Origin of the sequence: Massilia sp. IC2-476 (assembly GCF_020707295.1) — a bacterium.
Lineage (GTDB): Bacteria > Pseudomonadota > Gammaproteobacteria > Burkholderiales > Burkholderiaceae_D > Telluria.
Window position 1 is genome coordinate 14,884 of sequence record NZ_JAJFER010000005.1, and the last position, 17,459, is coordinate 32,342.

Genomic DNA, 17,459 nt, shown 5'->3' on the forward strand with positions numbered 1-17,459 from the left:
AGCAGGCGTGGTCGAGAAGCGCAGCCGTACTTGAGTACGGCGAGCATCGCAGGCCGCGCCTGCGACGCGTAGTAGGTTGTTCGGGATGCCGCTTATGCATGGCCGGCTTCGGTCGCGAGCATAAGTGGGTCGATCCCCAGCAGTTTGATGGCGGCGGTATAGCGTTCGTCGATCGGCAGGTCGAACAGGACTTTCGCATCGGCGCCCACGGTCAGCCAGCCGTTGCGCGAGATTTCTTCCTCCAGCTGTCCCGGGCTCCAGCCGGCGTAGCCGATCGACACCAGCATGCGGTGCGGGCCGGCGCCGCTGGCGACGGCTTCCAGCACGTCGATCGAGGTGGTGAAGGCGACGTCGTCGGTGACGGTCAGCGAGGACGAGTAGCGTCCGCCCGGCGAATGCAGGACGAAGCCGCGGTCGTCCTGGACCGGGCCGCCGAACATGATCGGCTGGTCCACCACCGAGGAACGCAGCCCCGGTGCCAGTTTCAGGTCGACGCGGTCGAACAGGACTTCCATCGTCATGTCGGTAGGCTTGTTGATCACCACCCCGAGCACGCCCTTTTCGTTGTGCTCGCAGATGTAGACGACGGTGCCGCCGAAGATCGGGTCCTGGATCGAGGGCATCGCGATCAGGAAATGGTTGGCAAGGTTCAGGCCGGAAGAAGCCGGGCCGATCTTACCGAGCGTTTCGTCGTTTTCCGGTGGCATGCCGGGCATCGGTAGAGTGCTGCCAACTTTGCTTTTTTTCATACGCTTGCTCTCACATGGGCTCACTCTGGTTAATAACCGTTTGAAACATCGAAGTAGCCACAAAACAACATTACGCTTTTCGATAGTTTACACCGAATCGCACCCGGACCTCTGGAAGCGCCCCGATATGCTCTGGTTGGGGCTGCGGGCGGCGTCCCGTCTCTGTCCCGCCATGCTGCGATCAGGTTTCGTTAGGAAGAATCCTACCCAGTAAAATCGGCCGCCACTTTGACCCTGCACACGATGATGAAAATGAGCAATTCTTTGGTCTGGTTCCGGCGCGACCTGCGGGCATTCGACCATGCAGCCCTGCACCGGGCATTGACGTCGTCCAACCGTGTGTACTGCGTTTTTGTGTATGACAGCGACATTCTGGACCCGCTGCCGCGCGACGACCGCCGTGTGCGGTTCATTCACGCCAGCCTGGCCAGCCTCGACGCCGAACTTCGTCGGCTCGGCGCTTATCTGATTGTGCGGCAGGGCCGCCCTCTTGAAGTGATCCCGGCGCTCGCCACCGAACTGGCTGTCGACGCGGTGTTGGTATGTGCCGATTATGAACCCGACGCGGTGGAACGTGACGCACAAATGGCGGAGCGTTTATCCAATGACGGTCGGAAATTTCTGAGTCTGAAGGACCAGGTCATCTTCGAGCAGGACGAGGTGCGGACGCTGGCGGGAGGGCCGTTCTCGGTGTTTACGCCCTACAAGAACGCCTGGCTCAAGCGCCTGGCGGCGATGCCGGAGGCGCTGGCCGCCTATCCGGTCGATCCCTACGCCCATGCCTTCGCACCGCCGCCGGGGCCGTCGGGGTTGCGTACATCGCTGCCCTCGCTGGCGGAGATCGGCTTCGAGCCGGGCGAGCCGCCGCTGCCGGCCGGGATGGAAGGCGCGGAGGAACTGTTCGAGCGTTTCGTGTCGCACATTGCGGACTATGGCCAGGCCCGGGATTTCCCCGCGGAGGACGGCACCTCGCGCCTGTCGGCCCACCTGCGCTTCGGCACCACCTCGATCCGCCACCTGGTGCGCACGGCGCGCCAGATGATCGAGAACGGCGCCGGCGGATCCGGCGCTACCGTCTGGCTGTCGGAACTCATCTGGCGCGATTTCTATTCGATGATCCTGGCGCGCAACCCGCAGGTGGTGACGCGCTCGTTCAAGCCGGCCTTCGATGCGATCGCGTGGGAGCAGGACGATGAATTGTTTACAGCCTGGTGCGAGGGCCGCACCGGCTATCCGCTGGTGGATGCAGCCATGGCGCAGCTCAACCGCACGGGCTTCATGCACAACCGGCTGCGCATGGTGACCGCGAGTTTTCTCACCAAGGACCTGGGGATCGACTGGCGGCGCGGAGAGCGCTACTTTGCGCTCAAGCTGAACGATTACGACCTGGCCTCGAACAACGGCGGCTGGCAGTGGGCCGCCTCCACCGGTTGCGACGCGCAGCCGTGGTTCAGGATCTTCAATCCGGTGGCGCAGTCGCAGCGTTTCGATGCGCAGGGGGAGTTCATCCGGGCATGGGTGCCGGCGCTGGAGAGGCTCGGCGCGAAGGAGATTCATGCGCCGTGGCTGGTCGATACCGACGTGCTGGCGGAGAAAGGCGTGGTGCTGGGGAGGGATTATCCCCTGCCCGTGGTCGATCATGACGCAGCCAGGAAGCGCACGCTGGAACGGTTCGCTGTCGTGAAAAAGACCAGCAGCCAATTTTCGTAGGGTGGGCGGCTCGTGAGTCGTGCCACTGGCACGACTCACCCCACGCGGTCAGCCTGCAATAGAAAAAACGCACAGGTCGCATCACCGTGATTTGACCGCGTGGGCAGGAGACCTGCCCACCCTACTACTTCTCCAGCAGACTTTCGATCGCCGCCGCCAGCACCGGTTCCTGATACGGCTTGCCAAAGTAGGCATTCACGCCCAGGCCCAGCGCATAGTTGCGGTGCTTGTCCGCCGTCCGCGAGGTAATCATGATGACCGGAATACCCTTGGTCGCCTCCTGGGCGCGGATTTCGCGCGTCAGGTCGAAGCCATCCATGCGCGGCATCTCGATATCGACCAGCATCAGGTCCGGCCTGACGTGCTCGATCTGCTCGAGCGCGTCGACCCCGTCCTTGGCCAGCATCACGGCATAGCCCTCGCGCTCCAGCAGACGCTGGGTGACGCGGCGCACGGTGATCGAATCGTCGACCACCATGATGGTCGCGCGCTTCGCCGGCGCTTCCTCGGCCTGGACCGGGACCGGCACCGCCGGGCGCTGGGCCAGCAGCACCGGATCGAGGATCAGGACGATCTCGCCCGTACCCAACACGGTGGCGCCGGCGATGCCCGGCACTTTTGAGAGCTGCGGGCCGATGTTCTTGACCACGACCTCGCGGTTACCCAGCACCTCGTCCACGCGCAGCGCGATGCGGCCGCCCGCGCCATGCACGACCAGCACCGGATTCACACGCTGAGGCGCACCGCCATTCCCCTCGCCGAGCAGCACGTCGAGTGCATGCAGCGCATGCGGCTGGCCCGACACGGCAATCGATCCCGCGGCCTGGGCGGCAGCGAGCTCGGTATCGCGCACCTGCATCACCTGCTCGACCAGGGTCGAGGGCAGCGCGTGGGTGCGGCCGCCGCTGGCGACCAGCACCACCTGGGCCACCGCCAGCGTCAGGGGAAGGTGGATCGAGAAGCGCGTGCCCTTGGCGGGTTCGGTCGAGACCACCACGCGGCCGCCCAGCGCCTGCGCTTCGGAACGCACCACGTCCATGCCGACGCCGCGGCCGGCCAGTTCGGTCAGGGTGTCGGCGGTCGAGAAGCCCGGCTCGAAGATCAGTTCGGCGGCCTCGTGGTCCGATACCTGCGCATCCTGCCCCACCAGGCCCAGCGCACGCGCCTTGCTACGGATACGCTCCAGGTCGAGGCCAGCGCCGTCGTCGCTGAACACGATCGCCACTTCGTTGCCGTGCTGGCTCACCTGCACCAGCACTTCGCCGGTTTCAGGCTTGCCCTGCTCGAGGCGCGCCGTGCGGTCCTCGATGCCGTGCACGATCGCATTGCGCAGCAGGTGTTCGAAAGGCGCGGCCATCTGTTCCAGCACGCTGCGGTCAATTTCCACCGCGCCGCCGCGGATGTCGAGGTTGACGCGCTTCTCGAGTTCCTTCGCGGTCTGGCGCGCCACCCGGAACAGGCGTTCCGACAGGCTGGCGAAGGGCACCATGCGCACCCGCATCAGGTCGCGCTGCAGGTCGCGGGTCATGCGCGACTGCGCCGCCAGGTCTTCCTGCGCGCTGTCCACCGTGCGCGACAGGCTTTCGTGGAAGGCTTCGACGTCGTTCACGCTCTCGGCCATCATGCGCGTCAGTTCCTGCAGGCGCGTGAAGCGGTCGAACTCGAGCGGATCGAATTCGCGCTCGCCGGCGATCGACAGGCGCGAGGCGATCTGCGATTCGGCCTGCATCTCGATCTCGCGCATCTGGCGCCGCAGGCGGTCCAGGTTGTCCGAGAAGTCCGACAGCGCGCCCTTGAGCGTGCCCACCTGGTTCTCCAGGCGCGAGCGGGTGATCGACACTTCGCCCGCCCCGTTGACGACACGGTCGAGCAGGTCGGCGCGCACCCGCACCAGCGGGGCGCGCGTGCCCGGCTGCTCGGCCGGCGCCGGCGCCGCGGCTTGTCCAGCAGGGCTGGCCGGCCGCTGCAGTTGTTCGAACAGCAGCAGCGCGCTGTCATAGTTGGCCAGCAGTTCATCGAATGCTGCCGGCGTCGTCGTACCGGCATGCACCATGTTCTCGATCTGGGTTTCCAGCTCGTGGGTATGCTGGCCCAGGCGCATGGCGCCAGCCATGCGGGCGCTGCCCTTCACGGTGTGCAGCGCGCGCTGCAGGCCCTGGGCGATGCCGTGGTCCTGCGGGTTCTGCTGCCACTGGCGCAGGCCATTGCCGATTTGCGGGAACAGGTCGGCGCCCTCTTCCAGGAAGACCGGCAGCAGGTCCGGGTCGAGTTCGTCGGTGAAGACCGGGACCGTGGCCAGCACGCTGTCGTCCGGCGCAGCGACCGGTTCCGACGCGGGTTCGGGTGCCGGCTCAGGTTCCGGCTCGGGCTGCGGCTCGGCCGGCACGGATTCCGGCGCCGCTTCCAGCACGGCTTCGTCCGGCGTGACCGGCACGAAGGCCGGCTGCGCTTGCGCCGGCGCCGCCTGGTCGAGTGCGGGGGCGGCGAAGGCGTCGTCGAGGAAGGTGTCGAACAGGTCGTCGATCTCGTCGACCGCGCTCGCCTTTTCCTCGGCCGCGCGCATGGCGGGCGTCTGCACCAGTACCGGGGGCGATGCCAGCAGTTCGTCGTAGGCGGCGGCGAACAGCGCATCGAGCTGGTGCGCCAGCGCCGGATCGGCCCCGCCGTACACGCTGGCAGCCTGCTGGCTGGCCAGCCCTTCCTCCAGCTGGGCGAGTTGCTCAATCAGCTCCGGCTGCCCGGGGGCCAGTTCGCCCAGGGCGAACACCTGCAGCATGCTGCGCACGCGCGCCAGGGTCGTATCCAGGAGCGCACGCCCGCTGTCGTCGAGCAGCGGGCCTGGCGCCGCCAGTTTTTCCAGTACCAGCTCCAGCGCATGGGCGAGGTCGCGCAGCGCGGCATAACCGACCGTGGACGAGGTGCCGGCCAGCGTGTGCGCCGCCTTCAGGGCCTCCGGCGAAGCGTGCCGTCCAGCCTCGAAATCGTCAGCCAGCGCCTCCACCAGGCCCTCGGTTTCGTCGAGGTAGATGGTGTACAGGCCGAGCGGAATCTCCAGTTCGCCGATGCGTTTGGTATCAGGCTGCGCTGCCGGTTCCGGCTCGAGCGCGGGCGCACCGCCCTCCTGCACGCGCGTGGCGGCCGCCACCAGGTCCGCGCTGTCGCGTTCGGACGTGCCGGCGGCGACCAGGTCGGCCACCCAATCGGACAGTTCCGCGTGCGCCCGGCGCAGAAGCTGCAACAGCTCCGGCGTCGCGCTGCGCGACTCGGCCAGCCACAGGTTCATTACCCGTTCGACCGCGGCCGCGCCTTCGGCGAAGCGCTCCAGGCTGACCATGCGGCTGCTGCCCTTGAGCGTATGAAAGGAGCGGCGCAGCAGGGTCAGGGTTTCCTGGCTGGCCGGGTTGCTCTCGGCCAGCGGCAAGGTATCGAGCACGAAGCCGAGCACTTCCTGCGCTTCCAGGATGAAGATCTCGAGCAGCTCGGATTCGATCGTCGCTTCCTGCGGCGCTGGCTCGGGCGCCGCAGTGTCCGGCGCCGCCTCGACGAATTCGAAGGGCAGCTCGCGCAGCAGGCGCTTGTCCAGGTCGAAGGTGAAGCGCCCCTTGGCCGCCTCGCTGTTCTGGGCCAGCAGGTCGGTGAAGAAGCCGAGCGCGCCGATGTTCTGGGCGATGTTGTGCAGCACCGCCGACTGGGTTGTTACCTCGCCGTCGCTGGCCGCGAGCAGCTTGACTTCGCCGGCGACGTGACGCGCGGCCTGCACCGCCTGGTCCTGGTCGAGGATGGCCAGCGCGCCCTGCAGCTGGTGCAGCACCGGCTCGGCCTGCAGCAGCACTTCGCGCTTGCCCGGTTTGTCGTAGTACTCGTCGAGCAGCTTTTCGACCTGGCGCAGGCCCGCCTTGATCTCGCCGGCCAGCACCGCCACGGTCTGGCCCTGCTGGATCTGGCGCGCCAGCTCGCCCTGCCATTGCGGGGCGTCCGGCGGGGTTTCGCCGGCGGCCAGGGCCAGCAGGCGCGCGCCCACGCTTTCCGCGTTCGCGGCGAAGTCCTCGGGCAGCTGGCGCAGCTGGTCCAGGCCGTTCTCGACGAACAGCATGGCGGTCGCCATCTCGAGCCCGAAGTCGTCGCTGCGACCGGCCTGCATCGCATCCGTGGCGGCGCGCCCGAGTTCGCGCATCAGCTGGGCCAGCGCCGGGGCGCCCAGCTTCTCGCTGGCGCCGGCCAGGCGCGACAGCTGCTGGTTGAAATCTTCCTTGACCCCGAGGTCGCCTTCGCTGGCAATGCGGTCCCAGTCCGACTTGGTGCGCGCCAGCGCGTCGCGCGCTTCCTGCAAGGCGGCCGGGTCGATGCGGCCGTAGCGGCGCGCCGCATAATCGTGCGGCACCAGGCCGTCCAGGCCGCAGGCCTGGCGCAGGCGCTGGGCGTCGGCGTTCGGCCGGCTGGCTGCGGCAACGAAGAACAGCGCGTCGCGCAGCATCGCATCCGGGGTGCCGCCCTGCCCCTGCGTCAGGCGGCGCAACTGCAGGTTGACCTGGCCCAGCAGCTGTTTCACGTACAGGTCGCTCTCGACCGCGGCATCGGCTACCACGCCGGCAAAGGCGTGCATCGCCTGCCAGAACAGGCGCGCGCGCGGCTCCTCCTGGCTGGCGGCGATCGGCGCCAGGGCGTCGCGCATGCCGGCCGCGTGCTGCGCTTCGCCGCTCTTCAGGTAGGGCAGCAGCGATTTTTCGAAGCGCGCACGGCAGGCCGCGATGTCCGGCGCCGAACCGGAGAGATTCGCCATCGCCGGCGCCTGCAGATCGGCGTCCTTGCCCAGGTCGGCGGGCAGCAGGTCGGACGGGTGGATGCGTTCGACACCCAGCTTTTCCTGCAGGTCGCGGTAGTACGGGAACAGGCGCGCCGGCTGCTGCGGGCTGCCCGCCAGCAGTTCGTCGAGGTATTCGACCAGGGCCTGGTAGGCATCCTGGATCACTTTCACCGAGTCGGGCGTGCAGGCCTGCTGGCCATCCTTGAAGCGGTCGATCAGCCGTTCGGCCGCGCCGCCCAGCACCGACACGCCCTCGACGTCCACCAGCTGCAGCGCGCCGTGCGCCTGGTGCAGGTGGGTCTTCGCGTGCAGCAGCAGGGTCGGCTGCGCCTCGATGCTGCGGTTGGCGGCGTCGCGCAGGGCGGTGCCCGAGCGTCCCAGCGCGTCGCGGATCTCGCCAATCACCCAGGACAGGGGACCGGTATCGAAGGCAGGCAGGCGTTGGGAGGCAGGGTTCGTCATGTGTTTTCAGTCAGGTTATGCAGCCACGCGGAAGCGCGACACCGAATCTTTCAGTTCCTGGGCGAGCAGCGCCAGTTCGCGGATCGACTGCGCCGTCTGGCGCGTGCCGCCCTGGGTATGCTCGGTCACCGACAGGATGTGCTGCATATTATGGGCCACACCGTTGGCGGACGTCGCCTGCTGTTCAGCTGCGCTGGAAATCGCCTGGATCAGCTCCGCCAGGCGGTTCGACACGCGCGAAATATCCGCCAGCGCTGCGCCGGCCGCGTCGGACAGGCGCGCGCCCTCGACCACGCCCTGGGTCGACTTTTCCATCGCCGCCACGGCGTCGTGGGTGTCGGCCTGGATGGTGCGCACCAGCGCGCCGATGCCCTTGGCCGCTTCGGCCGAGCGTTCCGCCAGGCGCTGCACCTCTTCCGCCACCACCGAGAAGCCGCGTCCCGCCTCGCCGGCCGACGCGGCCTGGATCGCGGCATTCAGCGCCAGCACGTTGGTCTGTTCGGTGATGTCCGAGATCAGCTCGGTGATCTCGCCGATCTCCTGCGAGGATTCGCCCAGGCGCTTGATGCGCTTCGAGGTTTCCTGGATCTGCTCGCGGATCTCGTTCATGCCGAGGATCGCGTTCTGCACCGCCTGCGCGCCCTGCTCCGCCGCCGCCACCGACTGGCGCGCCACGTCCGCCGATTCGGTTGCGGAACGCGACACGCCCGCGATCTGCGCCGCCATCTGCAGCACCGTGCCAGACGCTTCCTGGATCTCGCGCGACTGCTGTTCCGCCGCGCCCAGCAATTCGGTGGACACTGCCTGGGCGCTGCCTGATGCGCGCGTGACCTGCTCGGTGGTCCTGATGACCCGCAAGACGAGCTCGCGCAGTTCCTCGACCGTGTAGTTGACCGAGTCGGCGATCGCGCCGGTGATGTCTTCCGACACGGTGGCGTGCACGGTCAGGTCGCCGTCCGCGACTTCCTGCAGTTCGTTCATCAGGCGCAGGATCGCCGCCTGGTTCTGGTCATTGGTGGCCTTGGCTTCTTCTTCCTTGGCCTGGGCCAGCTGGCGCATCGCCTCGGCTTCGCGGCGGCGCGCCTCGGCGCCGCGGGTGCGGTTGCGCGAGTCCTGCAGCATCACGCGGCTCAAGCTGCCGCCCATCGCCAGCGTGAACACCGAGGCGCCCACCAGCAGCCAGAACCAGCCGCTCTTCTGGCCCAGCTGGCGACGGTATTCGCCCTGCACCCGGGTAAGCGCCGAACGCAGGCCCTCGTTGTCGCGCGCGATCACCTGCTCGGCGCTGCGTGCGGCGCTGAAGTTGTGCAGGTTGGTCGAGAGCGGCGCCAGGCTTTCCTGCCAGGTCTTGAAGGCGGTGCGGGCATCCTGCACGCGCTCGCGCAGGGCGGGTTCGAGCGGGGTGCCGCCGTCGGACAGGCTGTCGAGCAGCGCGCCCAGTTCGGCGCTGTCGCGCGCGATGGCACGGGCGGCGTCGCGATAGGCCGCGCCCGGGCTCAGGAAGGCATGGGTGGTGACCGACAGGCGGTCGCCCAGGGCCGTCAGGCGCCCCAGGGCGGTATTGCCCGGCTGCTTCTCGGCGATCGACTGCAGCTCGGTGGCGAGCGGCTCGAATTTCGCGACGCCGGCGCCGAAACCGACCAGGTGGCGCTTGTTGCCGACGATGGTGGCGGCGGACGCATTCGAGGCCGACCAGCCGGAGCGCGCCTTGGCCAGCAAGGGCACCAGTTCGCCGGACGCGCCGGGAATTGCATGGCCGCCGGCCTGGCCGCCGCGCGCCAGCAGGGTCAGGAGGCGCCCGACTTCGGCGCGGCTGTCGTCCAGTTCGGCAAAGGCGTCCGTCTGGCCGCGTAGCGCGTTCGGCGCCGACCTGGCCACCCGCTGGGCGTGCATCAGGGCGTCGGCCGCGATCTGGCCCTGGGTCGAGACCACGTCGGTGCGCGCCGCGTTCTGCCACATCGAGAGCACGGTCAGCAGGATGCCGGCCACGAAAGCGGCCAGCACCAGGCGCAGCTGGCGCGACAGCGACAGGTGGCCGATCAGCGGCAGGCGCAGGTCCTCGTCTTCGACCGGGGCATTCAGGGGCTTGCGCGGGCGGGTGTTGCCGAGCCGGCGCGCCGCGGCTTCGGCCGAACCGTGCAGCGCAGGCCCCGCGTCGGCCGAAGGATGCTGCGGCAGCACGCCCGGGCCGAATTCGGTATCGGGCGACGCCAGGACGGTATCGTCGTCCTCGCTGTCCTTCGAGAATACGTTCATGCTGAGTTTCGAGGCGAATCCCATACCGGCTCCTGGTCCTGCTGTTGTGGGTTAGCGTTGGTCTGCTTGTTGCGCAACGTGCAGGAAGCGCTCTTCCCGCACCAGGGCCGCCAGCGACAGCGGCGTCCACGTGTTTCCGTCCGCGTCGCGCAGGCGCTCGCCCTCGCGCTCCATGTTTGATGCCTGGCGCAGGCCGAACACGCGGTCGGCCAGCAGCGCGCAATTGAAACCGAGCGTGGGGGCGAAGGTGACGAGACGCGCCGACGGCCCGGAGGCCGGGAGGCTGTCTTCGCCGAGGTAGCGCGCCAGGTCGATCACGCCGACCAGGGTGCCGCGCACGTTGGCCAGCCCGAGATACCAGGGCAGCGTCAGCGGCACGCGGGTGAGCGGCACCAGCGGGACGATCTCGTTCGCTTCCACCAGGTCGAGCAGGTAGCGCGTGGCGCCCACCTGCATGCCGAGCTGCTGGATCGGAGCGCCGCCGCCGCTTTTGGCGGCCTGCATGCGCTCGAGGAGCTGGTCCTGGTATTCGCGCAGGCGCTCGCGCCGCGCGGCCGGGTCGGGCCGTCCTTCTTCGGCGGTCATGCCGCCGCCGCGGTGGCCGGTTTCTGGTCGAGCGCGGCGATGCTGGCCAGCAGCAGGCCCGGGTCGACCGGCTTGATCAGGTAATCCCTGGCGCCCTGGCGCATGCCCCAGATGCGGTCGGTCTCCTGGTTCTTGCTGCTGCAGATGATGACGGGGATCGCCGCCAGCTCCGGGTCGCGCGCGATCGAGCGCGTCACCTGGAAGCCGTTCGCGCCGGGCATGACGACGTCCATCAGGATCAGCTGCGGGCGCTCGGCGCGGATCTTGTCGATCGCCTCTTCGCCGTTGACAGCGGTGCTCACGGCATAGCCGGCGCGCACCAGGATGTCGGTCAGGTAGAAGCGCTCGGTCGGGGAATCGTCGACGATCAGGATGTTGTGAATGGCCACGTTGGACTCGGTTCGGTAATCGGATTCAGGCCTTGCCGGCCGTGTGCTCGCGCACGGCGGCCAGCAGGCTGTCCTTGGAAAACGGTTTGGTAAGGTAGGCGCTGGCGCCGACCATCGCGCCGCGCGCGCGGTCGAACAGGCCGTCCTTGGACGACAGCATCAGCACCGGCGTCGCGTGGAAGCGCGCGCTCTTCTTGATCAGGGCGCAGGTCTGGTAGCCATCGAGGCGCGGCATCAGGATGTCGCAGAACACCAGCGCGGGGTGGTGGTCGTTGATCTTGGCCAGCGCATCGAAGCCGTCGTCGGCAAGGACCACCTGGTAGCCGGCCTGGGTCAGGAAGATTTCGGCGGAGCGGCGGATCGTGCTGCTGTCGTCGATCACCATGATGGTCAGGCCGGTTGCTTGCGGCGATGTCGTCATTTTCGTTTCACTTCAGCATGAAGCGCCACGATAGCACAGGGCTTATCCCTTGTGCGTAGTGTGTTGCAGTACGTCAACTGTTACACGCAGATTGACGTAGCAATTTGAAAACTCAGCTGACGTTATTGCAATTTGTAGGGTGTACGGCTCTGCCGTACGCGCGTTCGACCGACGCCTGAATGGACACGCTGTCTCTATTCAAACACGGTTGGACGCGCGGTCGGCAAAGCCGACCACCCTACGAGATCAAATGGCGGTCATCTCGAAATCGTCCTTGCGGGCGCCGCATTCCGGACAGGTCCAGTTCATCGGCACGTCGGCCCAGCGGGTGCCGGGGGCGATGCCGTCGTCCGGCGCACCGGCCGCCTCGTCGTAGACCCAGCCGCAGATCAGGCACATCCAGGTCTGGAATGGGGCCGTCGAATCAGTACTCACAATATGGGTCCTTGTATCTAGTAGAATGGAGAGTCGCGTATATTAATGCAGCCGTCGTGCAAAACCAACCGTTACCCCTCATCCTGACATTTGGCGTGTCCGACCCGGTCGGCGCGCTCGGCGTGCAGGCCGACCTGGCCGCATTCGCCGCGCATGGGTGCCATGGGCTGTCGGTCGTCGCCGGCATTCTCGTGGCCGACAGCGCCAAGGTCGAAGAACTGCATGAAGTCGACAGCGACTGGATGGCCGACCAGGCCCGGGTCCTGCTCGAAGACATGCCGGTGGCCGCCTTCAAGGTCGGCGCCGTCGCCACCGTGCTGCAGCTGGCCGCCATCGCCGAAATCGTGTCCGACTACCCGGACGCTCCCTTGATTCTCGACCCTTTCCTCACCGCCCTGCCCGATTCCGGCCTGGCCGACGAAGAGATGCTGTCGGCGATCCGTTCGATCCTGGCGCCCCAGACCACGGTGCTGATGCTGTCGCAGTCGGAGCTGGGCCGCATGGCCGAGACCTGGCGCGAAGTGGACCAGACTGTGGGCACGGAGGGTTCGCTGCTCGAAGACGTGGCCGAACTGACCAACGCCGGCTGCCAGTATGTGCTGGTTACCGGCACCCGCGACGAAACGGGCGCCTGTTCCAATACCCTGTTCGACGCCGACGGCGTGGTGGCCCAGGTCGAATGGAAGCACCTGCCCGGCCCCTTTGTTGGCGCCGGCAACACCTATTCGGCCGCCTTTACGGCCCTGATGGCGCGCGGCATGGAGGCGCCCGAGGCGCTGGTCGCCGCCCAGGACTACACCACCGGCGCCCTCGAACACGCCCAGCGCTTCGGCATGGGCAAGTTCATTCCCAATAAATTCTACCGGGCTTGAGCCCTTCGCTACCATGACTGAGAACACCTCGAAGAACGACCAACTGTTCGCCCGCGCCCAGCAGACGACGCCGGGCGGCGTGAATTCGCCGGTGCGCGCCTTCCGCTCGGTGGGCGGCACGCCGCGCTTCATCACCAGCGCCGAGGGCCCGTACTTCTGGGATGCCGACGGCAAGCGCTACATCGACTACATCGGTTCCTGGGGCCCGGCCATCGTCGGCCACGCGCATCCGGAAGTCATCCAGGCGGTGCAGGCTGCCGCTGCCAATGGCCTCTCCTTTGGTGCGCCGACCGAGGGCGAGATCGAGATCGCCGAAGAGATCTGCCGCCTGGTGCCTTCGATCGAGCAGGTGCGCCTGGTCTCCTCGGGCACCGAAGCGACCATGAGCGCCCTGCGCCTGGCGCGCGGCGCCACCGGCCGCGACAAGATCGTCAAGTTCGAAGGCTGCTACCACGGCCACGCCGATTCGCTGCTGGTCAAGGCGGGCAGCGGCCTGCTCACCTTCGGCAATCCGACCAGCGCCGGGGTGCCGGAAGACTTCGTGAAGCACACCCTGGTGCTCGACTACAACAACGTCCCGCAGCTGGAAGACGCCTTTGCCTCGATGGGCGACACCATCGCCTGCGTGATCGTGGAGCCGGTGGCCGGCAACATGAACCTGATCCGCGCCACGCCCGAATTCCTGAACCGCATGCGCGAACTGTGTACCGAACACGGCGCCGTGCTGATTTTCGACGAAGTGATGTGCGGCTTCCGCGTCGGCCTCGGCGGCGCCCAGGAAATGTACGGCATCACGCCGGACCTGACCGCGCTGGGCAAGGTGATCGGCGGCGGCCTGCCGGTGGCGGCCTTTGGCGGCCGTGCGGAACTGATGCAGAAGATGGCGCCGATCGGCCCGGTCTACCAGGCCGGTACGCTGTCGGGCAATCCGGTCGCGGTGGCGGCGGGCATGACCACCCTGAAGCTGATCCAGGCGCCGGGCTTTTATGATCGTCTCGGCGCCGCCGCCGAGCGCCTGGTCAAGGGCCTGACCGAAGCTGCCAGGGAAGCCGACATTCCCTTCTGCGGCGACGCGGTGGGTGGCATGTTCGGCTTCTACTTCAGCAATAGCATCCCCTCGACCTACGCCCAGATGATGGCCGGCGACAAGGAGCGCTTCAACCGCTTCTTCCACGGCATGCTGGAAGAAGGCGTGTACTTTGCGCCGGCGATGTTCGAGGCGGGCTTCGTCTCGGCGCAGCACACGGATGCGGTGATCGACGAGACGGTCGAGGCCGCGCGCCGCGTGTTCGCGCGCATCGGCTAAGAGCGCCTAGGCTTCCTGCAGTTCGTCCGCACGCAGGGTCTTCGCGACCCTGCGTGAACTGCGCTTGCGCCACCAGATGACGACCCCGGTCACGCTCAGCATGGCGACCACCACGCCCATGAAGGAGATCAGGATGCGTCCCGGGATGCCGAGGATGCGTCCCGAATGCAGCGGGAACTGGGCCTGGACGAAGATGTCGGCCGCACTGCCCTTCCACGGCTGGCGTTCGCCCAGCAGGCGCCCGTCGACGCCGTCGTAGTAGAGCACCGGCGGACCCACGCCGCCCGTGCCGTGGTCGTTGCCCGGTTCGAAGAAACTTACCATGTAGATGCCGTATTCCTGGGAATAGAACACGCCGCCGGCCGGCGCCTCCCAGTTCCGGCGTGCCGCCTCCCTGCTGGCCGTCGAGACTACCTCGCTAAAACCCACGCGCGGGTTGATCACGTCGGCGCCCAGCTTCATCGGGCGGGTGTCGAAGGGCGTCGGCGTGACTTCGGACACGGTCTTCATCACCGGATAAAAGATTTCGCTGTACAGGTTCAGGGAAAACGCCGTGAAGGCGAGGATCAGGAGCAGCGCCCAGGTCCACAGGCTGAACGCACGGTGCAGGTCGAAATTGAGTTTGCTGGAACCGCCGCTCCAGCGCACTTTCCAGGCCGGCTTCCAGCGCCCCCACCAGGACTTGCCGCCCGCGCCCCCTCCCCCTTGCGCGGCCTGGCGCCGGCGTAGCGGCAGGGTCAGGTAGAAGCCGACGAAGCAGTCCACCGTCCAGATCATCGCGATCACGCCCAGCAGCCAGATCCCCCAGCGGTCGATGCCCCACATCTCCGGCATGTGCAGGGTGTAGTGCAGGCGGTAGAGGAAGGAGACGAAGGTCTCGCGGCTGATCGGCCAGACGGCGCCCCATTCGCGCTTGCCCAGTTCCGCGCCGGTGACCGGATCGAGGAAGACCTGGTTGAAGCCCGGCTCCGTCATGGCCTTCGCGCCCGCGTCGTAGCGCGGCGCGACGCCCAGGGCCAGCGACCTGCCCTCCTCGGCGTGCAGGGGCACGTAGGAGACGCGCACCTGCGGATACCGCGCCTCCACCTGTTGCGCCAGCAGCAGCGCCGGCTGGGCGCGGCCCGGCGTGTGCGCCTCCATCAGGTGCGGATTGAGCAGGTCGTCGAGCTCGTGGTCCCACGAGATCACGGCTCCGGTCAGGCCGCTGACGAACAGGAAGGCCGCCGTCAACAGGCCGGCGTAGCCGTGCACCAGGGTCCAGAATGCGCGCATGGCTTCGTCCTCAGAAACGGTACTTCAGCGACAGCGACGCGCTGCGCGGCGCCGCCCAGGTCAGCGCGCCGTAGGCGGCAAACATGCCGAAGTGCTTCTTGTCGAACAGGTTGTCGATGTTGAGCTGGGCCGACAGGCGCGGGCTGAACTCGTAGCGCGCCATCAGGTTCACCAGGGCGAACGCATCCTGCTCGATCAGGCCGGTGCTGCCCTTCGGCGCCGCCGGATCGAGCGTCCAGGTACGGCTTTCCCAGTTGACGCCGCCGCCGACCGTCAGGCCGCTCCACGCATCGGCCAGCCTGTAGGTGGTGAACACGCGCAGCAGCTGGCGCGGATAGATGCTGTTGACGTGGGCGCCGCCGGCATCCCTGGCGCGGAACACGGAGTAGCCGGCGGTGGCGTTCCAGCCCCGGGCCAGTTCGCCCGACAGCTCGAACTCGACGCCTTCGCTCTTCGCGCCTTCGGCGGCGCGGTAGTGGCTCTCTTCCAGCAGCGGGCCGTCGCCGTCGCGGTCGATCCGGCCGGCATCCTGCGCCAGCTTGTCCTGTTCGATACGGAATACGGCGAAGGAGCCGTTCAGGCGGCCGCCGAAGAACTCGCCCTTCAGGCCCAGTTCGTAATTCTTGCCGACGATCGGCTCGAGCATGTTGCCGGCGATGTCCTTGCGGTTCTGCGGCTGGAAGATGTCGGTGTAGCTGGCGTAGGCAGACCAGTTGCGCCCGAGGTCGTAGACCAGGCCCGCATAGGGCGTAAGCTCGTTCTCGTGCTTGACTGCATACGCCGTCGTCCACAGGCCGCGGCCGTTCTTCTCGTAGTCGGTGACGCGCGCCCCCACGATCAGCTTGAGCGGATCGGCGAGCGCGAAACGCGCCACGCCGTACAGGCCCGACTGCGTGGTCTCGGCGCTTTCATAGAAGGTTGGCGCGCCCCAGGACGGGGTCGGATAGGCGGCGCCGTTCCAGGCATGGAAATCGCCCACCGCGCTGTTGGCGCCGCCGAAGTCGGCCGCGCGGTTGTCGGAATTGAACTTCTGCGACATGCGGCTGAAGCCGAAGCTGGCTTCGTGGCGGCGTCCGAACAGCTCGAACGGGCCGCTGGCCTGCAAGCTGAAGTCATCCTGCTTCGTGGTGGTGAGATAGGAGCCGGCGAAGTCGCTCATGCCCTGGCCGGTGACGCGGTCCGGGACGCCCGACAGATACAGCAGGTAGGAGTCGCCGATGCGCTTCGCATGGTTATAACTGGCGCGCAGGGTCCAGCCGTTGTCGAAGCCGTGTTCGAGCGCCAGGAAGCCGTTGTCGTAGCGCGAAGCCCAGCTGACCCAGTCGGCCGCTGTGGTCTTGGAGCGGTCCCAGTTGGTCCTGCTGCCATCGCTGTACCAGAACGGCAGGCCGCCCCACATGCCGGCGCGCGGATCGAGGTCCTGGCGGCTGAAGCCCGCCGACAGCAGGGTGCGCGGGCCCAGGTCGGCGTCGATCACGCCGTAGATGGTCTTGCTTTCGTTCTTCAGCAGGTCGACCCAGCTGTCCGACTTGCTGTACTCGCCCACGACGCGGGCGCGCACGGTGCCGCTTGCGTTCAGCGGCGTGGAGACATCGCCCATGACGCGGCGCTCGTTCCAGCGGCCGACGCCCGCCTCCACCGCACCCGTGAGCGCACGGCTGGTCGCATGCTTGCGCACCAGGTTGATGGCGGCGGACGGGTTGCCGGCGCCCGTCATCAGGCCGGTCGCGCCGCGCACCACTTCGACCCGCTCGAACAGCGCCAGGCTGCCCGCGACTTCGCCCGCGCTCCAGGCCTGGTCCCAGGTGGTCGGGATGCCGTCGATCTGCAGGTTGTCGATGTCGAAGCCGCGCGCGGTAAAACCGGCGCGGTTGGTCTCGTACTGGTTGACCGAGACGCCGGTGACGTTGTTGACGATGTCGGTCACCGACTGCAGGTTCTGGTCTTCGATGCGCTGCAGGGTCACCACCGACACCGATTGCGGCGTCTCGCGCAGCGACAGGTCGAGCGGCGTGGCGCTGCGCGCGCTGCCGGCCGTGTACGTGGTCTCGCCCAGCTTGCGGGCATTGACCTGCACCTGCTGGATGCCGGCGCCGGCCTGGTCCCCGTCGTCCGCCTGGGCGGCCAGGGGCAGGATTGCAGCAGTCAGGAGGGCGAGTCGGTTCAGGCGGAGCGTCCGGCAGGTGTTGATGGTCATG

At 67.6% G+C, this 17,459-nt stretch carries 12 protein-coding genes; 3 read left to right on the forward strand and 9 right to left on the reverse strand.

What is annotated here, in order from left to right:
- Window positions 1-92: 92 nt before the first annotated feature.
- The gene (locus tag LK539_RS14315; RefSeq protein WP_227801661.1) at window positions 93-707 is read right to left on the reverse strand and encodes a YqgE/AlgH family protein; all 615 of its coding nucleotides are present in this window, start codon (window positions 705-707) and stop codon (window positions 93-95) included.
- Window positions 708-995: 288 nt separating this feature from the next.
- Here LK539_RS14315 and LK539_RS14320 point away from each other — a divergent pair, with 288 nt between their 5' ends.
- Window positions 996-2,459, forward strand: coding sequence for a deoxyribodipyrimidine photo-lyase (locus LK539_RS14320; RefSeq protein WP_227802086.1), 1,464 nt, complete (start codon window positions 996-998; stop codon window positions 2,457-2,459).
- A 124-nt stretch (window positions 2,460-2,583) separates the two neighbouring features.
- On the opposite strand, the gene LK539_RS14325 is transcribed toward LK539_RS14320, so the two are convergent.
- From LK539_RS14325 to LK539_RS14350, 6 genes are all read right to left on the reverse strand, one after another.
- The gene (locus tag LK539_RS14325; RefSeq protein ID WP_227801662.1) at window positions 2,584-7,725 is read right to left on the reverse strand and encodes an Hpt domain-containing protein; all 5,142 of its coding nucleotides are present in this window, start codon (window positions 7,723-7,725) and stop codon (window positions 2,584-2,586) included.
- A gap of 15 nt (window positions 7,726-7,740) precedes the next feature.
- Complete coding sequence (locus LK539_RS14330; protein WP_227801663.1) at window positions 7,741-9,981, reverse strand: methyl-accepting chemotaxis protein; 2,241 nt, start codon at window positions 9,979-9,981, stop codon at window positions 7,741-7,743.
- Between the two features lie 51 nt (window positions 9,982-10,032).
- Window positions 10,033-10,566, reverse strand: a complete 534-nt coding sequence (locus LK539_RS14335; protein WP_227801664.1) for a chemotaxis protein CheW — start codon at window positions 10,564-10,566, stop codon at window positions 10,033-10,035.
- A complete protein-coding gene (locus tag LK539_RS14340; protein WP_373889544.1) occupies window positions 10,563-10,955 on the reverse strand; it encodes a response regulator transcription factor in 393 nt (130 codons plus the stop codon). The genes LK539_RS14335 and LK539_RS14340 overlap by 4 nt, the downstream gene beginning before the upstream one ends.
- Before the next feature lie 25 nt (window positions 10,956-10,980).
- Entirely contained in the window at window positions 10,981-11,376 is a 396-nt protein-coding gene (locus LK539_RS14345; protein ID WP_227801665.1) for a PleD family two-component system response regulator, read from the reverse strand.
- A gap of 246 nt (window positions 11,377-11,622) precedes the next feature.
- Window positions 11,623-11,775, reverse strand: a complete 153-nt coding sequence (locus tag LK539_RS14350) for a rubredoxin (RefSeq protein ID WP_029755924.1) — start codon at window positions 11,773-11,775, stop codon at window positions 11,623-11,625.
- A gap of 92 nt (window positions 11,776-11,867) precedes the next feature.
- Between LK539_RS14350 and LK539_RS14355 the strand changes: the two genes are divergently transcribed.
- The gene (locus LK539_RS14355) at window positions 11,868-12,683 is read left to right on the forward strand and encodes a hydroxymethylpyrimidine/phosphomethylpyrimidine kinase (protein WP_373889545.1); all 816 of its coding nucleotides are present in this window, start codon (window positions 11,868-11,870) and stop codon (window positions 12,681-12,683) included.
- Between the two features lie 13 nt (window positions 12,684-12,696).
- Window positions 12,697-13,989 (forward strand): glutamate-1-semialdehyde 2,1-aminomutase, encoded by a 1,293-nt coding sequence (gene hemL / locus LK539_RS14360; protein WP_227801667.1) that lies wholly within the window; start codon window positions 12,697-12,699, stop codon window positions 13,987-13,989.
- A 6-nt stretch (window positions 13,990-13,995) separates the two neighbouring features.
- Here the strand turns inward: hemL and LK539_RS14365 are convergent, their stop codons facing one another.
- Together LK539_RS14365 and LK539_RS14370 are read right to left on the reverse strand one after the other, a co-directional pair.
- The gene (locus tag LK539_RS14365) at window positions 13,996-15,261 is read right to left on the reverse strand and encodes a PepSY domain-containing protein (protein WP_227801668.1); all 1,266 of its coding nucleotides are present in this window, start codon (window positions 15,259-15,261) and stop codon (window positions 13,996-13,998) included.
- Between the two features lie 10 nt (window positions 15,262-15,271).
- Window positions 15,272-17,458, reverse strand: coding sequence for a TonB-dependent siderophore receptor (locus LK539_RS14370; protein WP_227801669.1), 2,187 nt, complete (start codon window positions 17,456-17,458; stop codon window positions 15,272-15,274).
- Window position 17,459 lies beyond the last annotated feature (1 nt).